The sequence below is a fragment of the Treponema denticola genome (assembly GCF_024400535.1).
In the GTDB taxonomy this organism is placed as follows: domain Bacteria; phylum Spirochaetota; class Spirochaetia; order Treponematales; family Treponemataceae; genus Treponema_B; species Treponema_B denticola_C.
The window spans coordinates 279,571-296,496 of sequence record NZ_CP038800.1; the positions used below are offsets into that span (position 1 = coordinate 279,571).

At 36.1% G+C, this 16,926-nt stretch carries 14 protein-coding genes; 11 read left to right on the top strand and 3 right to left on the bottom strand.

The window, feature by feature from the left end; translation table 11 throughout:
• Positions 1–18: 18 nt before the first annotated feature.
• The 4 genes from E4N78_RS01255 (at position 19) to E4N78_RS01270 (ending at position 4,326) form a co-directional block, all read left to right on the top strand.
• The gene (locus E4N78_RS01255; RefSeq protein WP_370645020.1) at positions 19–1,086 is read left to right on the top strand and encodes an MraY family glycosyltransferase; all 1,068 of its coding nucleotides are present in this window, start codon (positions 19–21) and stop codon (positions 1,084–1,086) included.
• A gap of 27 nt (positions 1,087–1,113) precedes the next feature.
• Positions 1,114–1,896 (top strand): CDP-alcohol phosphatidyltransferase family protein, encoded by a 783-nt coding sequence (locus E4N78_RS01260; RefSeq protein ID WP_255811296.1) that lies wholly within the window; start codon positions 1,114–1,116, stop codon positions 1,894–1,896.
• A 92-nt stretch (positions 1,897–1,988) separates the two neighbouring features.
• Complete coding sequence (locus E4N78_RS01265; RefSeq protein ID WP_255811297.1) at positions 1,989–3,509, top strand: glycine hydroxymethyltransferase; 1,521 nt, start codon at positions 1,989–1,991, stop codon at positions 3,507–3,509.
• An 85-nt stretch (positions 3,510–3,594) separates the two neighbouring features.
• The gene (locus tag E4N78_RS01270; protein WP_255811298.1) at positions 3,595–4,326 is read left to right on the top strand and encodes a carbon-nitrogen hydrolase family protein; all 732 of its coding nucleotides are present in this window, start codon (positions 3,595–3,597) and stop codon (positions 4,324–4,326) included.
• A gap of 143 nt (positions 4,327–4,469) precedes the next feature.
• Here E4N78_RS01270 and E4N78_RS01275 read toward each other — a convergent pair whose 3' ends face one another.
• Positions 4,470–5,984 carry an IMP dehydrogenase gene (locus E4N78_RS01275; protein ID WP_255811299.1) on the bottom strand — a complete coding sequence of 505 codons (1,515 nt, stop codon included), beginning with the start codon at positions 5,982–5,984 and terminating at the stop codon, positions 4,470–4,472.
• 273 nt (positions 5,985–6,257) lie between these two features.
• On the opposite strand from E4N78_RS01275, the gene E4N78_RS01280 reads away from it, so the two are divergent.
• Positions 6,258–7,865 carry a bifunctional aspartate carbamoyltransferase catalytic subunit/aspartate carbamoyltransferase regulatory subunit gene (locus tag E4N78_RS01280; protein WP_255811300.1) on the top strand — a complete coding sequence of 536 codons (1,608 nt, stop codon included), beginning with the start codon at positions 6,258–6,260 and terminating at the stop codon, positions 7,863–7,865.
• Positions 7,866–7,869: 4 nt separating this feature from the next.
• Here the strand turns inward: E4N78_RS01280 and E4N78_RS01285 are convergent, their stop codons facing one another.
• Both E4N78_RS01285 and E4N78_RS01290 read right to left on the bottom strand, forming a co-directional pair.
• Positions 7,870–10,269: an EAL domain-containing protein gene (locus tag E4N78_RS01285; RefSeq protein WP_255811301.1), complete on the bottom strand. Its 2,400-nt coding sequence runs from the start codon at positions 10,267–10,269 to the stop codon at positions 7,870–7,872.
• Positions 10,270–10,490: 221 nt separating this feature from the next.
• Positions 10,491–10,799, bottom strand: coding sequence for a helix-turn-helix domain-containing protein (locus E4N78_RS01290; RefSeq protein WP_255811302.1), 309 nt, complete (start codon positions 10,797–10,799; stop codon positions 10,491–10,493).
• Between the two features lie 145 nt (positions 10,800–10,944).
• On the opposite strand from E4N78_RS01290, the gene E4N78_RS01295 reads away from it, so the two are divergent.
• From E4N78_RS01295 to E4N78_RS01320, 6 genes are all read left to right on the top strand, one after another.
• Positions 10,945–12,549 (top strand): hypothetical protein, encoded by a 1,605-nt coding sequence (locus tag E4N78_RS01295; RefSeq protein ID WP_255811303.1) that lies wholly within the window; start codon positions 10,945–10,947, stop codon positions 12,547–12,549.
• A 14-nt stretch (positions 12,550–12,563) separates the two neighbouring features.
• Positions 12,564–13,679 (top strand): diguanylate cyclase DgcA, encoded by a 1,116-nt coding sequence (gene dgcA, locus E4N78_RS01300; protein WP_255811304.1) that lies wholly within the window; start codon positions 12,564–12,566, stop codon positions 13,677–13,679.
• A gap of 20 nt (positions 13,680–13,699) precedes the next feature.
• Entirely contained in the window at positions 13,700–14,329 is a 630-nt protein-coding gene (locus E4N78_RS01305) for a rhomboid family intramembrane serine protease (RefSeq protein ID WP_370644990.1), read from the top strand.
• Positions 14,330–14,349: 20 nt separating this feature from the next.
• Entirely contained in the window at positions 14,350–15,030 is a 681-nt protein-coding gene (locus tag E4N78_RS01310; RefSeq protein WP_255811306.1) for a hypothetical protein, read from the top strand.
• Position 15,031: 1 nt separating this feature from the next.
• Positions 15,032–16,045 (top strand): tRNA-dihydrouridine synthase family protein, encoded by a 1,014-nt coding sequence (locus E4N78_RS01315; RefSeq protein ID WP_255811307.1) that lies wholly within the window; start codon positions 15,032–15,034, stop codon positions 16,043–16,045.
• 92 nt (positions 16,046–16,137) lie between these two features.
• Positions 16,138–16,926 (top strand): sulfite exporter TauE/SafE family protein, encoded by a 789-nt coding sequence (locus tag E4N78_RS01320; RefSeq protein ID WP_255811308.1) that lies wholly within the window; start codon positions 16,138–16,140, stop codon positions 16,924–16,926.

Here is a 16,926-nt window from a genome sequence, read left to right on the forward strand (position 1 = left end):
GAGATCTGATTTTTGAACTTGAACTCGGTCCAGTTTATTTTTTATATTGCAGCTCTTCCGTGTTTGATATCTGCTTTATTTGTTTTTCTAACTATTCTTTTCTCAAAAAAACACAATTTATATGATGAAACAGGAGGAAGGAAAATTCACTCGGGTAATATACCGAGACTCGGCGGATTAGGTTTTGGTCTTGCGTATTTCTTTTCAGTAGTTATATTACATTTTAGATTTCCTTCTTTGAGTTTAGCTAATTCTAACTTTTTTTATATTTTTGCAGGCGGCACTATAATTTTTATAATGGGACTCTGGGATGATATAAAAAACTGGAGGGCCGTTTTTAAATTATTAATTCAAAGTTGCGCCGCTATTCTTGTAATTTATGGCGGCTATACATTTAAAAAAATAAGTTTTACTCCTCTCGGTTTTTCTTGGAGTTTAGGGTATGGATCTTATATAATTACTTTTTTGTGGATAATAGGTATTACTAATGCAGTAAATTTAATGGATGGAATTGACGGACAAGCCGGTTGTTTGAGTATCTCCGTTCTTTTAACTTATGCAGTTGTTTATCATATTAACGGTGTAAGCCGGGTGATTATTTTGTATGTTTTGATACTGGTTTTTGTACTTGTAGGCTTTTTATTTTTCAATCTTTCTCGTCCTGTTGCAAAAATATTTATGGGAGACTGCGGTTCACAAGTATTAGGCTTTGCTTTATCCGTTCTTCCTTTGATTCCAAACCCTGAGGGTTATGAATCTGCAGATATTCAATTTGCTGCAGTTATTTTGATGTTACCTATATTTGATACTATTGCTGCAATCTGGAGGCGTTTAAGGGATAAACAGCCTGTAGGGCAGGGTGATCGGTTTCATTTACATCATAAACTCATGCTAATAGGTTTCAGTCCTAGAGGTGCTTTGGGGATCTTTATGATATTTCAGATAATAATTAATTTATTTACGGCGCTTTCAATAATATTAAGAGGATTTGAAGCAATGGTTATTTTGATGGGTATTATACTTATTGGAGTATTATTTTTTACACTTATACATTACGAAAAAGAAAAAATCATAAATAAACAATAAATGTATTGTGGAGTTAAGAAAAGTTTTATGGAAAAAAAGATCGGCAGATTGGTTTTGTTTTTTTTGCTTTTTCAGTGTGCGTTTATTTTTGCAGTTTATAAGATTTTTAATACAAATGCGGAAATTTTTATTTCTTTTTTAATTCATATAGTATTATGGCACTCTCTTCTTTTGTTTTTTTTGATTTTTTACAAGGGAGAATTTATAAATGTACAAAACGGTCTAATGCTTGAGAAGATAAATATTGCAAACATTATAACTCTTTGCAGAATAAGCTCCGTTCCTTTGATTGCTTTTTTGTTAAAGCAAAATGAAGTAGAGGGAATTAAAACTATTTTAGCAGTAGTTTTGATTTTAGTATTTTTGACCGATTTGTTTGATGGTCTTATAGCTAGAAAATGTAATCAAGAAACAAAAATAGGAAGAATGCTTGATTCTATGAGCGATTATTCCCTCCTCGCTTTAGTGTCAATAATCTATTATCAATTAGGTATATTACCTAACTGGTTTTTTTATCTGATTTTTATAAGACTTATGTTTCAAGCTCTTGGAATGATTTTTTTTATGATTTTAAAGTTTCCCATGGAGATAAGATCAACTCAGGGAGGGAAGATAACCATTGCAGCAACTATGGTTTTGTATACCATAAAGATTTTAGAATTTTTTATTCCATTCCTAAAAAAGTTTCAAAATACTTTTTTAATTGCAGAGTATTCTTGCGCTTTTATAATCTTTGTTTTTCTATTTGAAAAAATCTATATTTTTTATAATCATTATCTTGATTATCGAAAGTATAAAAATAACAAGTAATATTCTATACGTAAACTGACTAGAACATAATCTCAAAAATTGATATAATACAGAAGTAAATTATATAAAACATATTATATAGGAGTTATACTATGAAAGAGGGTTTAAAAAAATACCTTGAAAAAGAAGGCTCAAATGCAAAGTTAGCTATGGTTGCATATTTAGCCAATTTGGATCAGGTTTCTTCCGTGTATCCTGAGGTTGCATCGAGCATTGTAAAAGAAATAGAAAATCAGCGGAGTCACTTGAAACTTATCGCCAGCGAAAACTATTCTTCATTGGCAGTTCAAGCTGCTATGGGTAACCTACTTACCGATAAATATGCAGAAGGATTCCCTGAACATAGATATTACGGAGGATGCGAAAACGTCGATGCCGTTGAAATGGCTGCTTGCGAAGAAGCATGTAAAATATTTGGAGCCGAACATGCCTATGTTCAGCCTCACTCCGGAGCCGATGCAAATATCGTAGCTTATTGGGCTATCTTAAATGCAAAGGTTGAAGAGCCCTTCTTAAAGAAATTTGAGACGGTTGTAGACGGAAAGGTTAAAAAGATGAACCTTGAAGGTTTGAGCCATGAGGAGTGGGAAGAATTACGCCATGCTCTTGGAAATCAAAAACTTATGGGCTTGGATTACTATTCGGGCGGACACCTTACCCACGGCTATGTTCAAAACGTTTCTTCAAAAATGTTTAGAACATGCTCATATACGGTAAACAAAGAAACCGGTGAGCTTGATTATGCCGAAATCGAAAAAAGAGCAATGGAAGAAAAGCCCTTGATTCTTTTAGCCGGATACAGTGCTTATCCCAGAAAGATTAACTTTAAGAAATTTAGAGAAATTGCGGATAAATGCGGAGCCGTTTTAATGGTTGATATGGCCCACTTTGCCGGTCTTGTTGCCGGAAAAGTTTTTGAAGGCGAATATAACCCCGTTCTTTGGGCTGATGTGGTAACAACTACAACCCACAAAACTCTCCGAGGCCCCCGCGGTGCTATGATTCTTTGTAAAAAAGAATTTGCCGAATTTGTAGATAAGGGCTGCCCTCTTGTAATCGGCGGACCTCTTCCTCATGTTATGGCTGCAAAGGCCGTTGCCTTCCGCGAGGCAAGCAGCAAGGAATATCAAGACTATGCGCACAATGTAAGAGACAACGCTGCTGCCCTTGCTGAAGAATGTATGAAGCTCGGTATGAAGCTCCAGACAAACGGAACAGACAATCACTTAATGCTGATTAATGTAACAAAATACGGCTTAAACGGCCGCCAGGCGGAAACTGCAATGTCCGAGTGCGGTGTAACCCTTAACAGAAACAGCTTGCCCTTTGATCCGAACGGCCCCTGGTGGACAAGCGGTTTACGTGTAGGTACTCCTGCCGTAACAAGTCTTGGAATGGGAAAACCCGAAATGAAGCAGATTGCTTCAATTATCGACAGGGTATTGAAAGCTTCAAAACCCGGTGTAACAAAAAGCGGTGCTCCCAGCAAGGCTAATGTAGCTGTAGACCCTGCCGTAAAAGCAGCGATACAAAAAGAAGTAGATGCCCTTTTACATAAATTTGTTCTTTATCCTGAATTGGATTTGGACTATTTAAAGAGCGTTTACTGCTAAGGACTGCTTTTTTTTAATTGAGATAGGGGCTCCGAAAGGCTTTTGCTTTATATCGGCTGCCCCTTTTTTTATGATGGAGGAAAGTATGAAAATCGGACTTTGTGCATCGGAAAATAAAAACAATGATATTGATTTTAATATATCGCAGATTGAAGGCTTTATAGAAAAGACAAGGTCTGAAAAGCCCGATCTTCTTCTATTTGGAGAAAGTTTTTTACAGGGCTTTGACTCTCTTTGTTTTGAATACAAAAAAGATATCTTGACGGCCTTACAAATAAACTCTGAACCCATTGCAAAGATTCGTTCAATTGCCAAAAAAGGAAAAACAGCCATAGGTTTCGGCTTTATCGAAAATGACCATGGCGCTATTTTCAGCTCCTACATAATACTAGGAAAAAACGGAGAAATGCTTTGCCTTTATAAAAGAGTTTCCCAAGGCTGGAGAATTGAAGGTACCTGTGCCGACTATCGGGAAGGAAAAGAGTTTTTTGAGTTTGATTTTGAGGCTAAGCGTCTTGCCGTTTTTATCTGCGGAGACTTATGGGAAGATAATCTTTTAGAGCCTATTATAAGCCTTAATCCCGATGCCTTTTTATGGCCGGTATTTTGCGGTTATACAAAGGAAGAATGGAAAAACGGTGAAGACACAGCCTATGCCGAAAGAACTGCAATCCTAGATAAACCGGTTTTATTTATAAATTCCCTTGTAAAGAAAAATGCTCAGGCTATAGGAGGAGGCGCCTTTGTTTGGCATCAAGGTAAACTTACAAAAGAAATACCGATGGGCGAACCAGGCTTTTTATTTTATGAAATTTAACAAGATATTGATGGAATCATAAGACAGACACAACTATTCCGCTAATTCGATCCAGCCGATTTCCATTACGGCAAGAAGCGGCAAAATGCACATTCGGGAGATAAAAAAGTTAAGCCTTATATGTAATTTAAGCTGCTCTATAATTAATAATTGGAACCTGAGGAGTGACTCATGTCTTTTAGGACGACATCATGAGGCCCTCCTTCTATAATACTTGCGGAAGAAACCAAGGTAATTTTTGCATCACGCTGGAATTCCGGAATGCTTAAAACTCCGCAATTACACATGGTGGAGCGTATCTTGTTTAGGGTTACTGAGACATTGTCATGGAGTTTTCCTGCATATGGCACATAGGAGTCTACACCTTCTTCAAATGAAAGTTTTTTCTCCCCGCCCGAATCGTATCGCTGCCAGTTTCTAGCTCTCGCAGAGCCTTCTCCCCAGTACTCTTTCATATAGTTGCCGTTAATTAATACCTTGTTTGTAGGGCTTTCATCAAAGCGCGCAAAATAGCGTCCTAACATACAGAAGTCGCTTCCCATAGCCAAAGCCAGCGTTATGTGATAATCAAAGACAATTCCGCCGTCCGAGCAGATAGGAATATAGACGCCCTTCTTTTTAAAATATTCGTCTCGGGCTTTAGCAACCTCTATTACGGCAGTGGCCTGACCTCTTCCTATTCCCTTTGTCTCACGGGTAATGCAGATTGAACCGCCCCCTATTCCTACCTTTATAAAGTCGGCTCCGGCATCTGCTAAAAAGTTAAATCCGTCTGCATCGACAACATTTCCTGCTCCTACAGGAATAGACTCTCCGTATTTTTCTTTTACAAATTGAATTGTTTGTTTTTGCCAATCGCTAAATCCGTCCGAAGAATCGATACAAAGTACATCTGCTCCGGCTTCTACAAGGGCAGGAACTCGCTCTTCATAGTCCCTTGTATTTATACCTGCTCCTACCATGTACCGTTTTTTTTCGTCAAGAAGTTCGAGCGGGTTTTCCGTATTGCTTTCATAATCTTTTCTAAAAACAAAGGCTACGAGGCATCCTTTTTTATCCAAAATGGGTAGAGAATTTAGTTTATACTCCCAAATAATGTCTTGAGCTTTTTTTAGGCTTATGCCTTCTTCGGCAACATGAAGGCGTTCGATAGGGGTCATAAATTCTTTTACCTTTGTATCTAAATCCGTATGCCCTATGCGGTAATCCCTGCCTGTAACTACACCTAAGAGTTTTCCATGTCCGGTTCCGTCATGGGTTACGGCAACGGTAGTATGGTCTGTCCTGTCCTTTAAATCTAAAACATCTCTTAAATGATGCTCAGGCGTGAGGTTTGAATCGCTTTCTACAAAACCTGCCCTATAGTTTTTAACTCTTAAAACCATTTTAGCTTCACTTTCAATAGATTGAGAGCCGAATATAAAAGAAAGCCCTCCTTCACGTGCTAAAGCTATAGCCATATTATGATCCGAAACAGACTGCATTATCGAAGAAACTAAAGGAATGTTTAAACTGATTTTAGGCTTTTTGCCGTTTTTATATTTTGTTAAAGGCGTTTTAAGGGAAACCGCCTGAGGAACGTGTTCAATTCCCGAAAGACGCGGGATCAATAAATATTCACTGAATGTATGCGAAGGTTCATCATAAAAAAAAGCCATAAGTTACCCCTAAAAATAATTTGTCAATAATATAATTTTTTCTAAAAAAAATCAAGACTGAATTTAATATTGTCATTCTATTGACAGCTTTTTTAATTTTTGATAAAATCTCTCCTAATATATGCGGTTAAGTCCGCATTTTCATGGAGGGGCCAAGATGATTTATTCATTAACTACTATAAGCTGCAGATTCTGCCTCCCCCGTTTATTTTGATAACATCGGTTTTGCCGATGTTTTTTTTTGCATTTTTGTTTTATTAACAGGAGTTTAAAATGGCAAACAAATTTATGGGCCGTTCATTGACGGTTATCGACGATTTATCAATCGATGAAAGAAAATACCTTTTTGACAAGACAAAGCGCTTAAAAAAAGCCATTCAAGAAGATGATCAAAAGGTTATGGATGAATTTAGAATTAACGACAAAGATTTCGGTATTTATGAGGTTTTTTTGGAACCCAGTACCCGCACAAAAGAATCGTTTAGGAATGCAGCCAAATTTCATCAAGTAAAATTAAGCGATTTAGCTGTTGAATCTTCTTCTTTTAACAAGGGAGAAAGCTATGCCGACACATTTAATACTCTTGCAGGCTATCAAAACAGCATTTTTATTGTACGCAGCAAGGTTGAAGGAGTCTGCCGCTGGCTTGAGGACGAGGCTCAGGCATTTTATCAAAGAAACAATTTAAAGAGAAAACCGGCCTTTATAAATGCCGGAGACGGGAGGCATGAGCATCCTACTCAAGAGCTTCTTGATGAATTTACTTTTATCGAAGATAATAACTGGTCATTCGACAAGATTCACATAGCCTTAGTAGGCGACTTGTACCACGGAAGAACTGTACACTCAAAGGCCGATGGTCTTAAAATTTTTAAGTCTGTAAAGGTTGACCTTATAGCTCCTGCCGAACTTGCTATGCCTGAATATTACAAGGTCAGGATGCAGGAAAACGGCTTTACCGTAAGGGAATTTTCTTCGATAGAGGAATATCTGGGACAGTCCGATGTAGCGCTTATTTGGTACTTTACCCGCCCCCAGCTTGAAAGAATGGGCGAGCAGGTTTTAAAAAAGCAAGACGAGCTCCGCCGCTCCATAACTTTCCGAAAAGAATTTATCGAAAAACTTCCTAAAAATACCCGCTTCTATCATCCTCTTCCAAGACACCGCGTACATCCGACGATTCCTACTTTTTTAGATACAACCTCTCTTAACGGCTGGGAAAGACAATCCATAAACGGAATGTACGTAAGAATGGTTCTTCTTTCGATGATTGCAGGTAAAATAGGTGATGACTATAAGGGGCCTGAACCTAAATCTTGTGAACGTGCCGCAGATGAAGACTACATAGTTGAAGTTCCCATAAATAATTCCAAAGAAAGCAAGGTTGAAACCTTTTCCGAAGGCGTCCGGCCCATACAAAACGGAATAGTTATTGACCATATTTGCCGAGGAGAGAAGCCCTCAGTAATAAGACATCACATGTCCAAGATTATAAATGTTATGGGACTTGAAGAAGGTAAGGGCGGTGAATGGGTGTCAACTTCTACAAAAGATAAGGGAACTTTTAAAGGTATAATTTTCCGACCGGGAGAGTATAAGTTTTCGAGGGCAGACTTAAAGAGGCTGTCTGCCGTTGCTTCGAGCTGTACCCTCAACCTAATAAAAGACGGAAAAATTCAGTCAAAGTACCGTACTCACCTTCCGCCTCGAATTTATAATTTTGAAGATCTGATTTGTAAGAACGAGGCTTGTGTTTCGCATCCGGCGCAATCGGAAGGCGTTCCCGCCATTTTTTACCGCACAATCGACAATCGCTATGCTTGCCAATATTGCGGTACCATTCATACATTTAAAGAAATCTGGGGCGAAAAAAAGAACTAGGCCCCTATATTCCGTTCCTATTGTTTTGAAGCTTTATAGCTTCTGCAATGGGAACAGGTTTTTGGAAGGCATAGCCTTGCCCATAATCAATTCCTATATCTTTTAAAATTGAAACGATTTTTTCGTTTTCGGCATATTCACCTATTGTGTAAAGACCTAGATGGTGGCACATATCTCTCATAGCCTTTACCATTGAAAAATCTACATAATCTTTATCTATTGACTTTATAAAAGAGCCGTCTATTTTTACATAGTCTATGGGTAAGGTTTTTAAATATGGAAAGTAAGAAAACCCTTTTCCAAAGTCATCTAGGGCAAATGAAAATCCTTGCTTTCTTAATTCCGTAACTAATTTTGAATTTGCTTCAAGGTTACGGACGGCACAGCTTTCGGTTATTTCAAAACAAAAGTTATGAGGCTGAATATTGAATGCTTTACGGTTTTCAGTTATAAATTCTATAAGGTCATTTGAAAAAAAAGAATCGGCCGAAATATTAATTGAAAATATGACAGTATCATCAATAATACCTTTTTTTACGGCATCGGCAAAAAAAGCAAAAGCGTTTTTGATTACCCATTTATCGATTTCATATATAAGATTGTATCTTTCAGCGATAGGAATAAAGACATCCGGTTCTATGATATGATCATCATCGCTTTTAAGTCTTACCAGAATTTCATACTTAGTATGAGATAAAAGATCATTTAGGGGCATAATTGCTTGGGCGTATAGTACAAAACGGTTTTCTTTTAAGGCCTTTTGAATTGTATTTAGCCAAAATGAAATATTTCCTCGTGAAAAACCGCTGACGCTGGAAAATGGTAATAACTGATAACAATTTCCGCCGTTTTTAAAGGCTAAAGCACATGCATCATATGCACTTGAAAGTATATCTTGAGAACTTTGTGTGCCTTTGGGTATATTTACAATACCCACGCTTATACAAACGGTTAATTTTTTTTCGCTCCAAATAAAGGGACCATTGGCAATTTTATTTATAATTTCTTGTGCAAAATTGCGTACCTGCTCTTCAGAACCCATATAAAAGATTGCAAACTCGTCTCCCATAACATGGATAAAGGAATCTTCAGGCATATTTATAGATTTTATGTAGCTCAATACTACAGAGTGAACATGTTCTATAAGAGCATTGCCTGCATAGTATCCCCAAAGCTGATTGATCATCTTAAACTTATCTATATCCAGATATAAAAGATATATTTTATCGTTTTCATTCATTTCAAGAATGATCTTTTCCACTTTTTGAGTCAAAGTAGCAGTATTTTTGCTAAAACTTATATCCTTATTTGAAGGTGTTTTAGAGTTTTTTATTACAGCATTAAAACTTTTAGCAATTCTGTTAAGCTCATGGCTCTGTTTATCCAAAAAATCGAATTTAATGAGTTCATTATTTTTTGCAGCCTTTTCCAGTCTGCTTGTAATTTTTTCAATAGGATTCGCAACCCTTCTTGCTATTATAAATGAAAGAAGATTTACAAAAACGGTAAGAATCAGTACAAACAAAATTCCTCTAATTTTTAGTCCGTTTATTGGGCCGTACAGGTCTGAAGCCGGTATTGCAAAACCTACTGTCCAGTTTGATAATTTAGATTGTGCAAAATAGAAAAAGCGTTTCTGCCCGTCATAATCTTTTATCTCAGGCAATGGGGCATGGTACTCTCTATCCAAATTCAATTTATTTAGATAGTCGGTAAAAAGGGAACCTCCTTCTATCTGGAACAGTTTTGTAGTTTTGTTTAAACTTAATATATACTGTTCATTTGGGTGAGACAATATGCAGCAGTCGGCATCAATCAAAAAAGAATAAGAGCCTTCATTACTTTTAAGTTTTTGTATCAGGGATAGCAATTCATTTATCTTGATTTCTCCTAAGAAAACTCCTTTGATGCCGTTTTTGGTAGTAAACTGCTTTAAAACTGAAAAAACTATTGAATCCGGTCTTGAGCTTATGCTTATATAAGGCTCTGTTATTATAGTCTCGGTTGTTTTCTTTGCCTCTCTGTACCATGGCCTTTCTCTTGGGTTATAAGAAGGCGAAGGCTTCCAGTTTTGTCCGTTTGCAAAGACTCCGTTTTCATAAAATACTGCATAGTCTGTTTCAGGATCGGTTTGATTGAGGTTTACTAAAAAACTGGTACATGATTCATAATCGGTTAGATCCATATAAGTAAGAGTTTCTATAGACTTCTCGATGACTGTAGTTTTTTGAATAAGCCACTCATCTATCTCCATCGCGATAAGATCCGCCCTTAGCCTGTTTTTACCGTCCAGGTTTATACTAAAAATATTAGCTGCGTAAAAAAAGTTAATAAGAACAGCTATAATTATTAAAGCATTAAAAACTATTGCATTTGAGAGAATAATCTTTTGTTTTAAGCGCACAGGGCCCCCCTAAAAGCGGATATCCGAACTTATTTGCAGATCTATTTTATAAAATTATGCAGAAAGGTAAACACATAAACAAGTACTCTGTCATAGATTTGCTCAAAATAAAAATGCTATCTTATGCATACTGATGTATAACTAAATTAAAACATAAAGGTTACTGAATTTATTTAAGGCAAAATAATAATCAGCTTTAATTTCCATAAGATTTCTTTAGGTCAATCTTGGGCATATTTTTTGACAATAGCATTTAAATCGGCTATCAACTCATAATGACGGCCCGCCATTACCTTTAAGTCTTTTTTATCCATATCATCTGTGACAAAAAGTTCATAAGGTGAGGTGTTCAAAGCATCCGTAATTTTCGAAAGAGTTGTTGCTGAAACCCACTTTTGTTTATTTTCTATTGCATTGATAAAGGCGATAGAAACATCTGCCCTCAAAGCCAGTTCCATCTGTGACATTTCCAGCTTATGCCGAATTCGTTTTATATTTTTAGCTAAAACAGATGCATAATCATAACTCATAGTTAATAATACCTCCAAAATTTGATGACGGCAAAGAGCTGGCAGTATAATAAATTATTCTATCAGTTGAATTTATGTAAAAGATAATCAAGGTATTATCTATACTTGAAAATTAGGATAATTTCTGATAATATGGAAAGTGTCAGTGCTAACTAATTTAATTCAATATATTAAAGGTTTTTTTTATTCCTTATTTTTCTCAAGCGATGAAGAAATAAATTCGCAAAAAGCTTTGCGGGCTATAATGCAGGAGGTAAAAGCATGCAAATATCCTGTATACCGCAATGATAATACCATTTTGGCTGGCTTACCTATGATTATATATGAGCTTTATCGTGTTAGCCTGCCTTTTAATAATCTTTTAAAGGAATCTATATGCTCAAACGATATTAGAATTTCTAACTCTTTTTTAGATAGCCTTGTTGAAGCCTCCTTTTCAGAAAATCAAAAGAAATTAAAAGAGGGCATTCTCTTCGCTAATAGAATTGAGAGTTTAGGGGATTTTACCGGCGAGGATTTTGAACAAAAACTAAAAGATCAAGTAAAAAACTTTGACGAATTACTATTTTCTTTAAGCGAACCCGTATTTAAGACTGTAGACATAAAGACTAATAAAGTTTTTGCCTTTTTTGATTTTTGCAGCTTCAAATTTAATACCTTTTTTGCCTATTTTGACCCTGGGTTTAGTACAATAACCGATACGGATGCTGTAAGAGAGCGTTTTAATTTTGAAAATGTCGACGGAATGGTTGTCTTACAGGAAATTCTTGATTTGGACTATCTTATCCGCAATATAAGTCTCGATGATGATCTGGTTTCGGTTCTTTTTTTTGTCAACTCTATGCAGCCTGAAGACAAAAAGCTGGATGGGGATTTTTTAAAAAAGAGCTTACAGCTTCTTTCCTTTACATTAACGACAAGTTTAGGTAAAAATACACTTATCAATCTTGCAAAATTGATAAAAAAAGATCCTCATTTTGAGGATAAGATAAAGCTTCCCAGAAGCTTCTCTGAGTTAGAAGAATATAAGACAAGAATTATAGCAAGTTTTAGCTCGGATACAAAAAAAATACTTAAATTAAGGCAAGATGCACAAATGGCATCTCTTATAAACGGCTTATTTGAAAATCAAGAGATGTTAAAACTCAATCTATATAATGAAGAGTTAAATAATAGGATCCAATCTTTAACAAAACTTTCTTTAGATTGGATAAAACCTCTGGAAATTTTAAAAACCTATACAAAATGCTTTTTTAAGCCATTATTTGAACCTTTTTTAAGAGAGCTGCTGGTTGAAGGCTTTTTTGAAGATAAACAGATGCAATCTAATTTTGCCTCTGACTATTATTATTGTGCTGCTGTTGCTTCAAAAATAGACGATTTAGAGAAAATAATGTACGGTAAAAACGAATCTTCTATAGAACTTGTAAGAGGATATTTAACCAGAATTGAAAGCGGCGGAGATTTTGAAAAGCCTCTTTCAAAAATTCTAGACGAAATGAATTTGCGTGCAAAGAAATTTTTAGAAGACGCAGGAAAACATTATATAAATTTATTTAAATTTTGTAATCTTATAATAAAGGATGCTTATAAAGCGGCCCCTGAACATGTGCATAATATAACCTCAATGATTAACTCTACAAAAAATAAAGAAAAGTTTTTAGCTTTTTCAAAAGGAATGGAAAATTTTGAAAAAATGATAGAGCTTTTAAAAAAATATGTCGTCATCGATATGCCCGAATTTAATTAAAAAGGAAAAAAAGTATGAAACTAAACCCAAAAGAAAAATTATTAAAAAAAACATTAAACGCTGACAATTCGAAAAAATACTCTGACAAAATTTTTTATCAAGAAAAAGAGATTTTTGATTTAAAACAGCTATTGGAAATTTCAAAAAGCTTAAATTCCGTATTGGAATTTGACCGTTTGATTGAAGCAATCCTATATATTGTGATGGCTCAGTTAAAAACTTTCGGCGCTGCAATTTTTACAAAAAAATCTTTTACCGATAACGTATTTGTTCTAAATAGAGACCACTACGGCTTTGATATACCCCGTGATATTTCATATTCAATTGAAATGGGGCATCCTCTTATAAATTTCCTAGAAAAAGAAGAATCGGGCGCTTCTACTGAAGAGATAAGCCAAAATATTAAGCGGGATAAGGTAACTGAAGCTGTTTTTAACCTTAAACCCTCATTTTTTGTTCCTTTAAAGGCTAAGACTAAGATGATAGGATTTTTACTTTTGGGTGAACAAATGGAAAAGGGGCATCAATTTACCGATTATGAAAAAAATTTGATAGCGAATATAGCGTCTTTGGCGGCTATAGCCATTAATAATGCTCTGCTTTTGGAGATGACAACCACAGATATAATGACCCATTTAAAATTGAAGCATTACTTTTTTACGATTTTAATGGATCGATTGGATATTATTAACTCTTCAGGAAAAAAAGATGAAAACCTGTCGATTTTAATGATGGATATCGATTTTTTTAAGCAAATCAATGACACTTATGGACATGCTGCAGGAGATACCGTCTTGGAAGAAATTGCCGGTATTATAAAAAGCTGTACCCGGAAGTCAGATACTGCGGCAAGGTACGGCGGTGAAGAGTTTGTTTTGATGTTAAGCAATACTCCATATAAAACCGCAATGAATGTTGCCGAAAGGATAAGAAAGCTGGTTGAGTCTAAAGTTGTTGTATATGATAATAATGAGCTGAAAGTTACAATTTCTATAGGTATTTCAAGCTATAATTTTGATCTTGAATCGGCTAAATCCCTTGTCGATAGAGCCGATAAAGCCTTATATGAGTCCAAGCAAAACGGGCGTAATCGTATAACATTATCTAAAAATAACTTGCCTAAATCTTAAAAATTTTCGATATTTTATACATGAAATTTTTACGGACTCCTTTTAAATATACATATAAGAATGCAGTGCTCGCGATGGCTATTATAAATGTAATAGTTTTTATCCTTACAAGCCTTTTTCGGACTTTAAATGTATATTTAGGTCTTGTTCCATTTCTTGTATTAAATTCCAACGCTTATTGGCAAATTTTTACCTATCAATTTGTTCATGGAGATTTTTTCCATTTGATTTTTAATATGCTCGCTCTCTTTTTTTTCGGAGTACCTATAGAGCGTAAAATCGGAACAAAAGAATTCGTGCTTTATTATCTTTTGATAGGGACAATTTGCGGTGCTTTAAGTTTTATTGTATACACTCTAACAGGATTTTATTATATAACACTTATGGGGGCATCCGGGGCTATTTTCGGTATTTTGCTTCTATATGCGGTAATGTATCCAGATTCAATAATATATCTTTGGGCAGTCGTTCCCGTACCGGCCCCTCTTTTAATCTTAGGTTATGCCGTAATCGAGCTTATAAGTATTTTTTCAATCGGAGACGGTATAGCTCATTTAACTCATTTTATAGGCCTTTTTGCAGGATGGTGCTATATAAGAATACGTTTCGGTATCAAACCTCTTAAAATTTGGAACTCAAAAAGAGGCTAAAAATATCCGATAATTAATTTATGAGGAAATCGGCAGCTCTCCTTCTTTTTTTATTAAGTCTTACTCTTTATACGGAATCTTATTCAGGTTCGTCTGAAAGTGAAGCTTTAATTGTTAGAGCTCCGGTATGGGTATTTCTTGATGAGGCTCCGAAAGGGCTTGGTGAAGGAAATACCGGAACATTTAAGCCTCCTAAGGAGGCTATATTGGAGCTTTCTTCCTATGTTCTTTCCGGAATGACATATGGACTGGATTTTTCTTATACCCCATACGATAAAAAACCGGGGGTAGAGGAATCCTTTGAGCTTGAGCCTGTTTTTAAGATTACGGGTAAAAATATAAAGATTACAGATGTGAGGCTTAAGTACCCCTATTGTTATTCGTGGGCAGAGCACAGAATCCCCGAGTCTTATGCAATGAGGTTTAAACTTTGGACAAAGAATTCTCATAAAACCATCAAGGGAAGGGGGCAGGGAGACAGATTTGCCGAACTTGAAGGTGTTTATGAGGCCTATACTGAAGCTGTAAAAAATGCAGTACGCGAATATGCCAGAAGTTTTTTAAAAAATAAACCTAAGGAAATTAGAGGCTCGGTCTTAATAAAGTCTTCTCCCCGCCTCTTTGTCGAGTCAGGTTTTTTTAAGGCTGAACTTGAGCTTTATGTCCAAATACATGAAGTTATAAAATATACGGTTTTTTAATATGAATTTAATATCGGCTCCTATGGCGGCTATTACTCACTCCGGATGGCGGAGGCTGATTGCTGAGTTTTACGAACCTGATGAGTATTTTTCAGAGATGATCCATGCCCCCTCGGCTGTCTCAGGCGGAGGCTTTGAAAAGTGGTATTTTAGAGCAAATCCATCGCCTGAAAAACTTGTTTGGCAGATTACAAGCCCTGATGAGGAGGCCGCTGCCGATTGTGTTCCTATATTGCTTCAATACGGAGGTTTCGGTATTGACCTAAATATGGGCTGCTGTGCTCCGCAAATTGTAAATACAGGAGCAGGCTTTGCATGGATGAAAAAGCCTGTTTTAGAAGCCGCTTCCTTAGTAAACAGGGTAAAAAAAGCAGTCCTTCTATATGATGAGCAAAAAGCAGGGCCGCAAACGGAGCCTATCCGCCTTAGTGTAAAACTAAGATTGGGAGAAGACGAAAACTATGATAGGCTTTTGTCCTTTTGCAAAATGCTTGTTTTGGAAGGAGTAGACCTAATTACCCTCCACCCCCGTACCCAAAAGCAAAAATACTCACGCCCCTGTAAACACGAGTACACAGCCCGACTTGCCTCCGATTTAAGTGTTCCTGTTTACGGTAACGGAGATATAAATTCCCTTGAAACCTTAGAAAAAGTTAGCTCAAAATATCCATGTTCCGGCTGGATGATAGGACGGGCTGCAGTGCAAAAACCTTGGATTTTTTATGAACCTTCAAAAGGTGTTTTAAAAAACGGAACCTCCGAAGATAAGGAAGAAAAAAACGAAATAGATTTATTAAAAACAGCTGCTCTGTTTCTTGAATTTTTAAGAGAGGAACAGCCTGAAGAATTTTATATTACGAGGGCTCAGCGTTTTTTTGCCTTCTTTTGTGATAATTTTACATTTGCTCATCACATAAAAACAAAGGTGCTTAACTGTAAAAGGCTTGAAGATATGATTTTTAGCCTAAAGCTCTATTTTGAAGAAGTTCCTGAGGATAGAATAATAAAGATTTAATCATGGATTAAGCTTTATTCCCTCTTAATCTATTTATAAAAAGATTGTATAATGCCGTTGCTTCTATAGAAGCTAAAATAGGGGGCTCTGTTATGAGTATATCCATAGCGGCTATGATTTTTTTGTGCTTTTGTGTTTTTCTTGCAGGTTTTGTAGATTCGGCTGCCGGAGGCGGCGGTCTTATTTCTATTCCGGCCTATTTTTTTGTAGGGCTTCCGGCTCATACGGCTATAGGCTGCAATAAATTTTCGGCAGCATGCGGGACAACTTTTTCGGCCTTTCGGTTTTTTAAACATGGAGCTCTTGAGTGGCGTATAGCCTTAGTTTCTGCTGCGTTTTCTTTTATTTTTTCCTATCTGGGAATGAAAATTGCCTTAGGAATAGACCAAGTTTTTCTAAAAAAAGCTATGATTTTAATACTTCCGGCAATAGCTGTTATTCTTTTATTAAAACGGAACTTCGGCAATGAAAATAAATCACAGGAAATCCTTAAAAAAAAGGCTTTTGCTTTGGCTGCCTTGATAGGTGCTTGTGTAGGTTTTTATGACGGGCTTATAGGGCCGGGAACAGGTACGATTGCAATTATCGCCTATTCTGCATGGATGAAGTATGATTTAAAAACGGCATCGGGAAATGCTAAACTCTTAAACCTCGCTTCAAACTATGCTTCGTTGACAGCGGTTCTACTGAATAATAAGGTGATTTTTTCAATTGCTTTACCTGCGGCTGCTTTCGGTATTATCGGGAATTACTTAGGTTCCGGATTTGCATTAAAGAAAGGAGCAGCATTTATCAGGCCTCTTATGATTGCGGTTATAATTTTACTGTTTGCAAAATTATTTTATGATGTATTCGGAGAAATGATCTTAGGGCTATTTTAA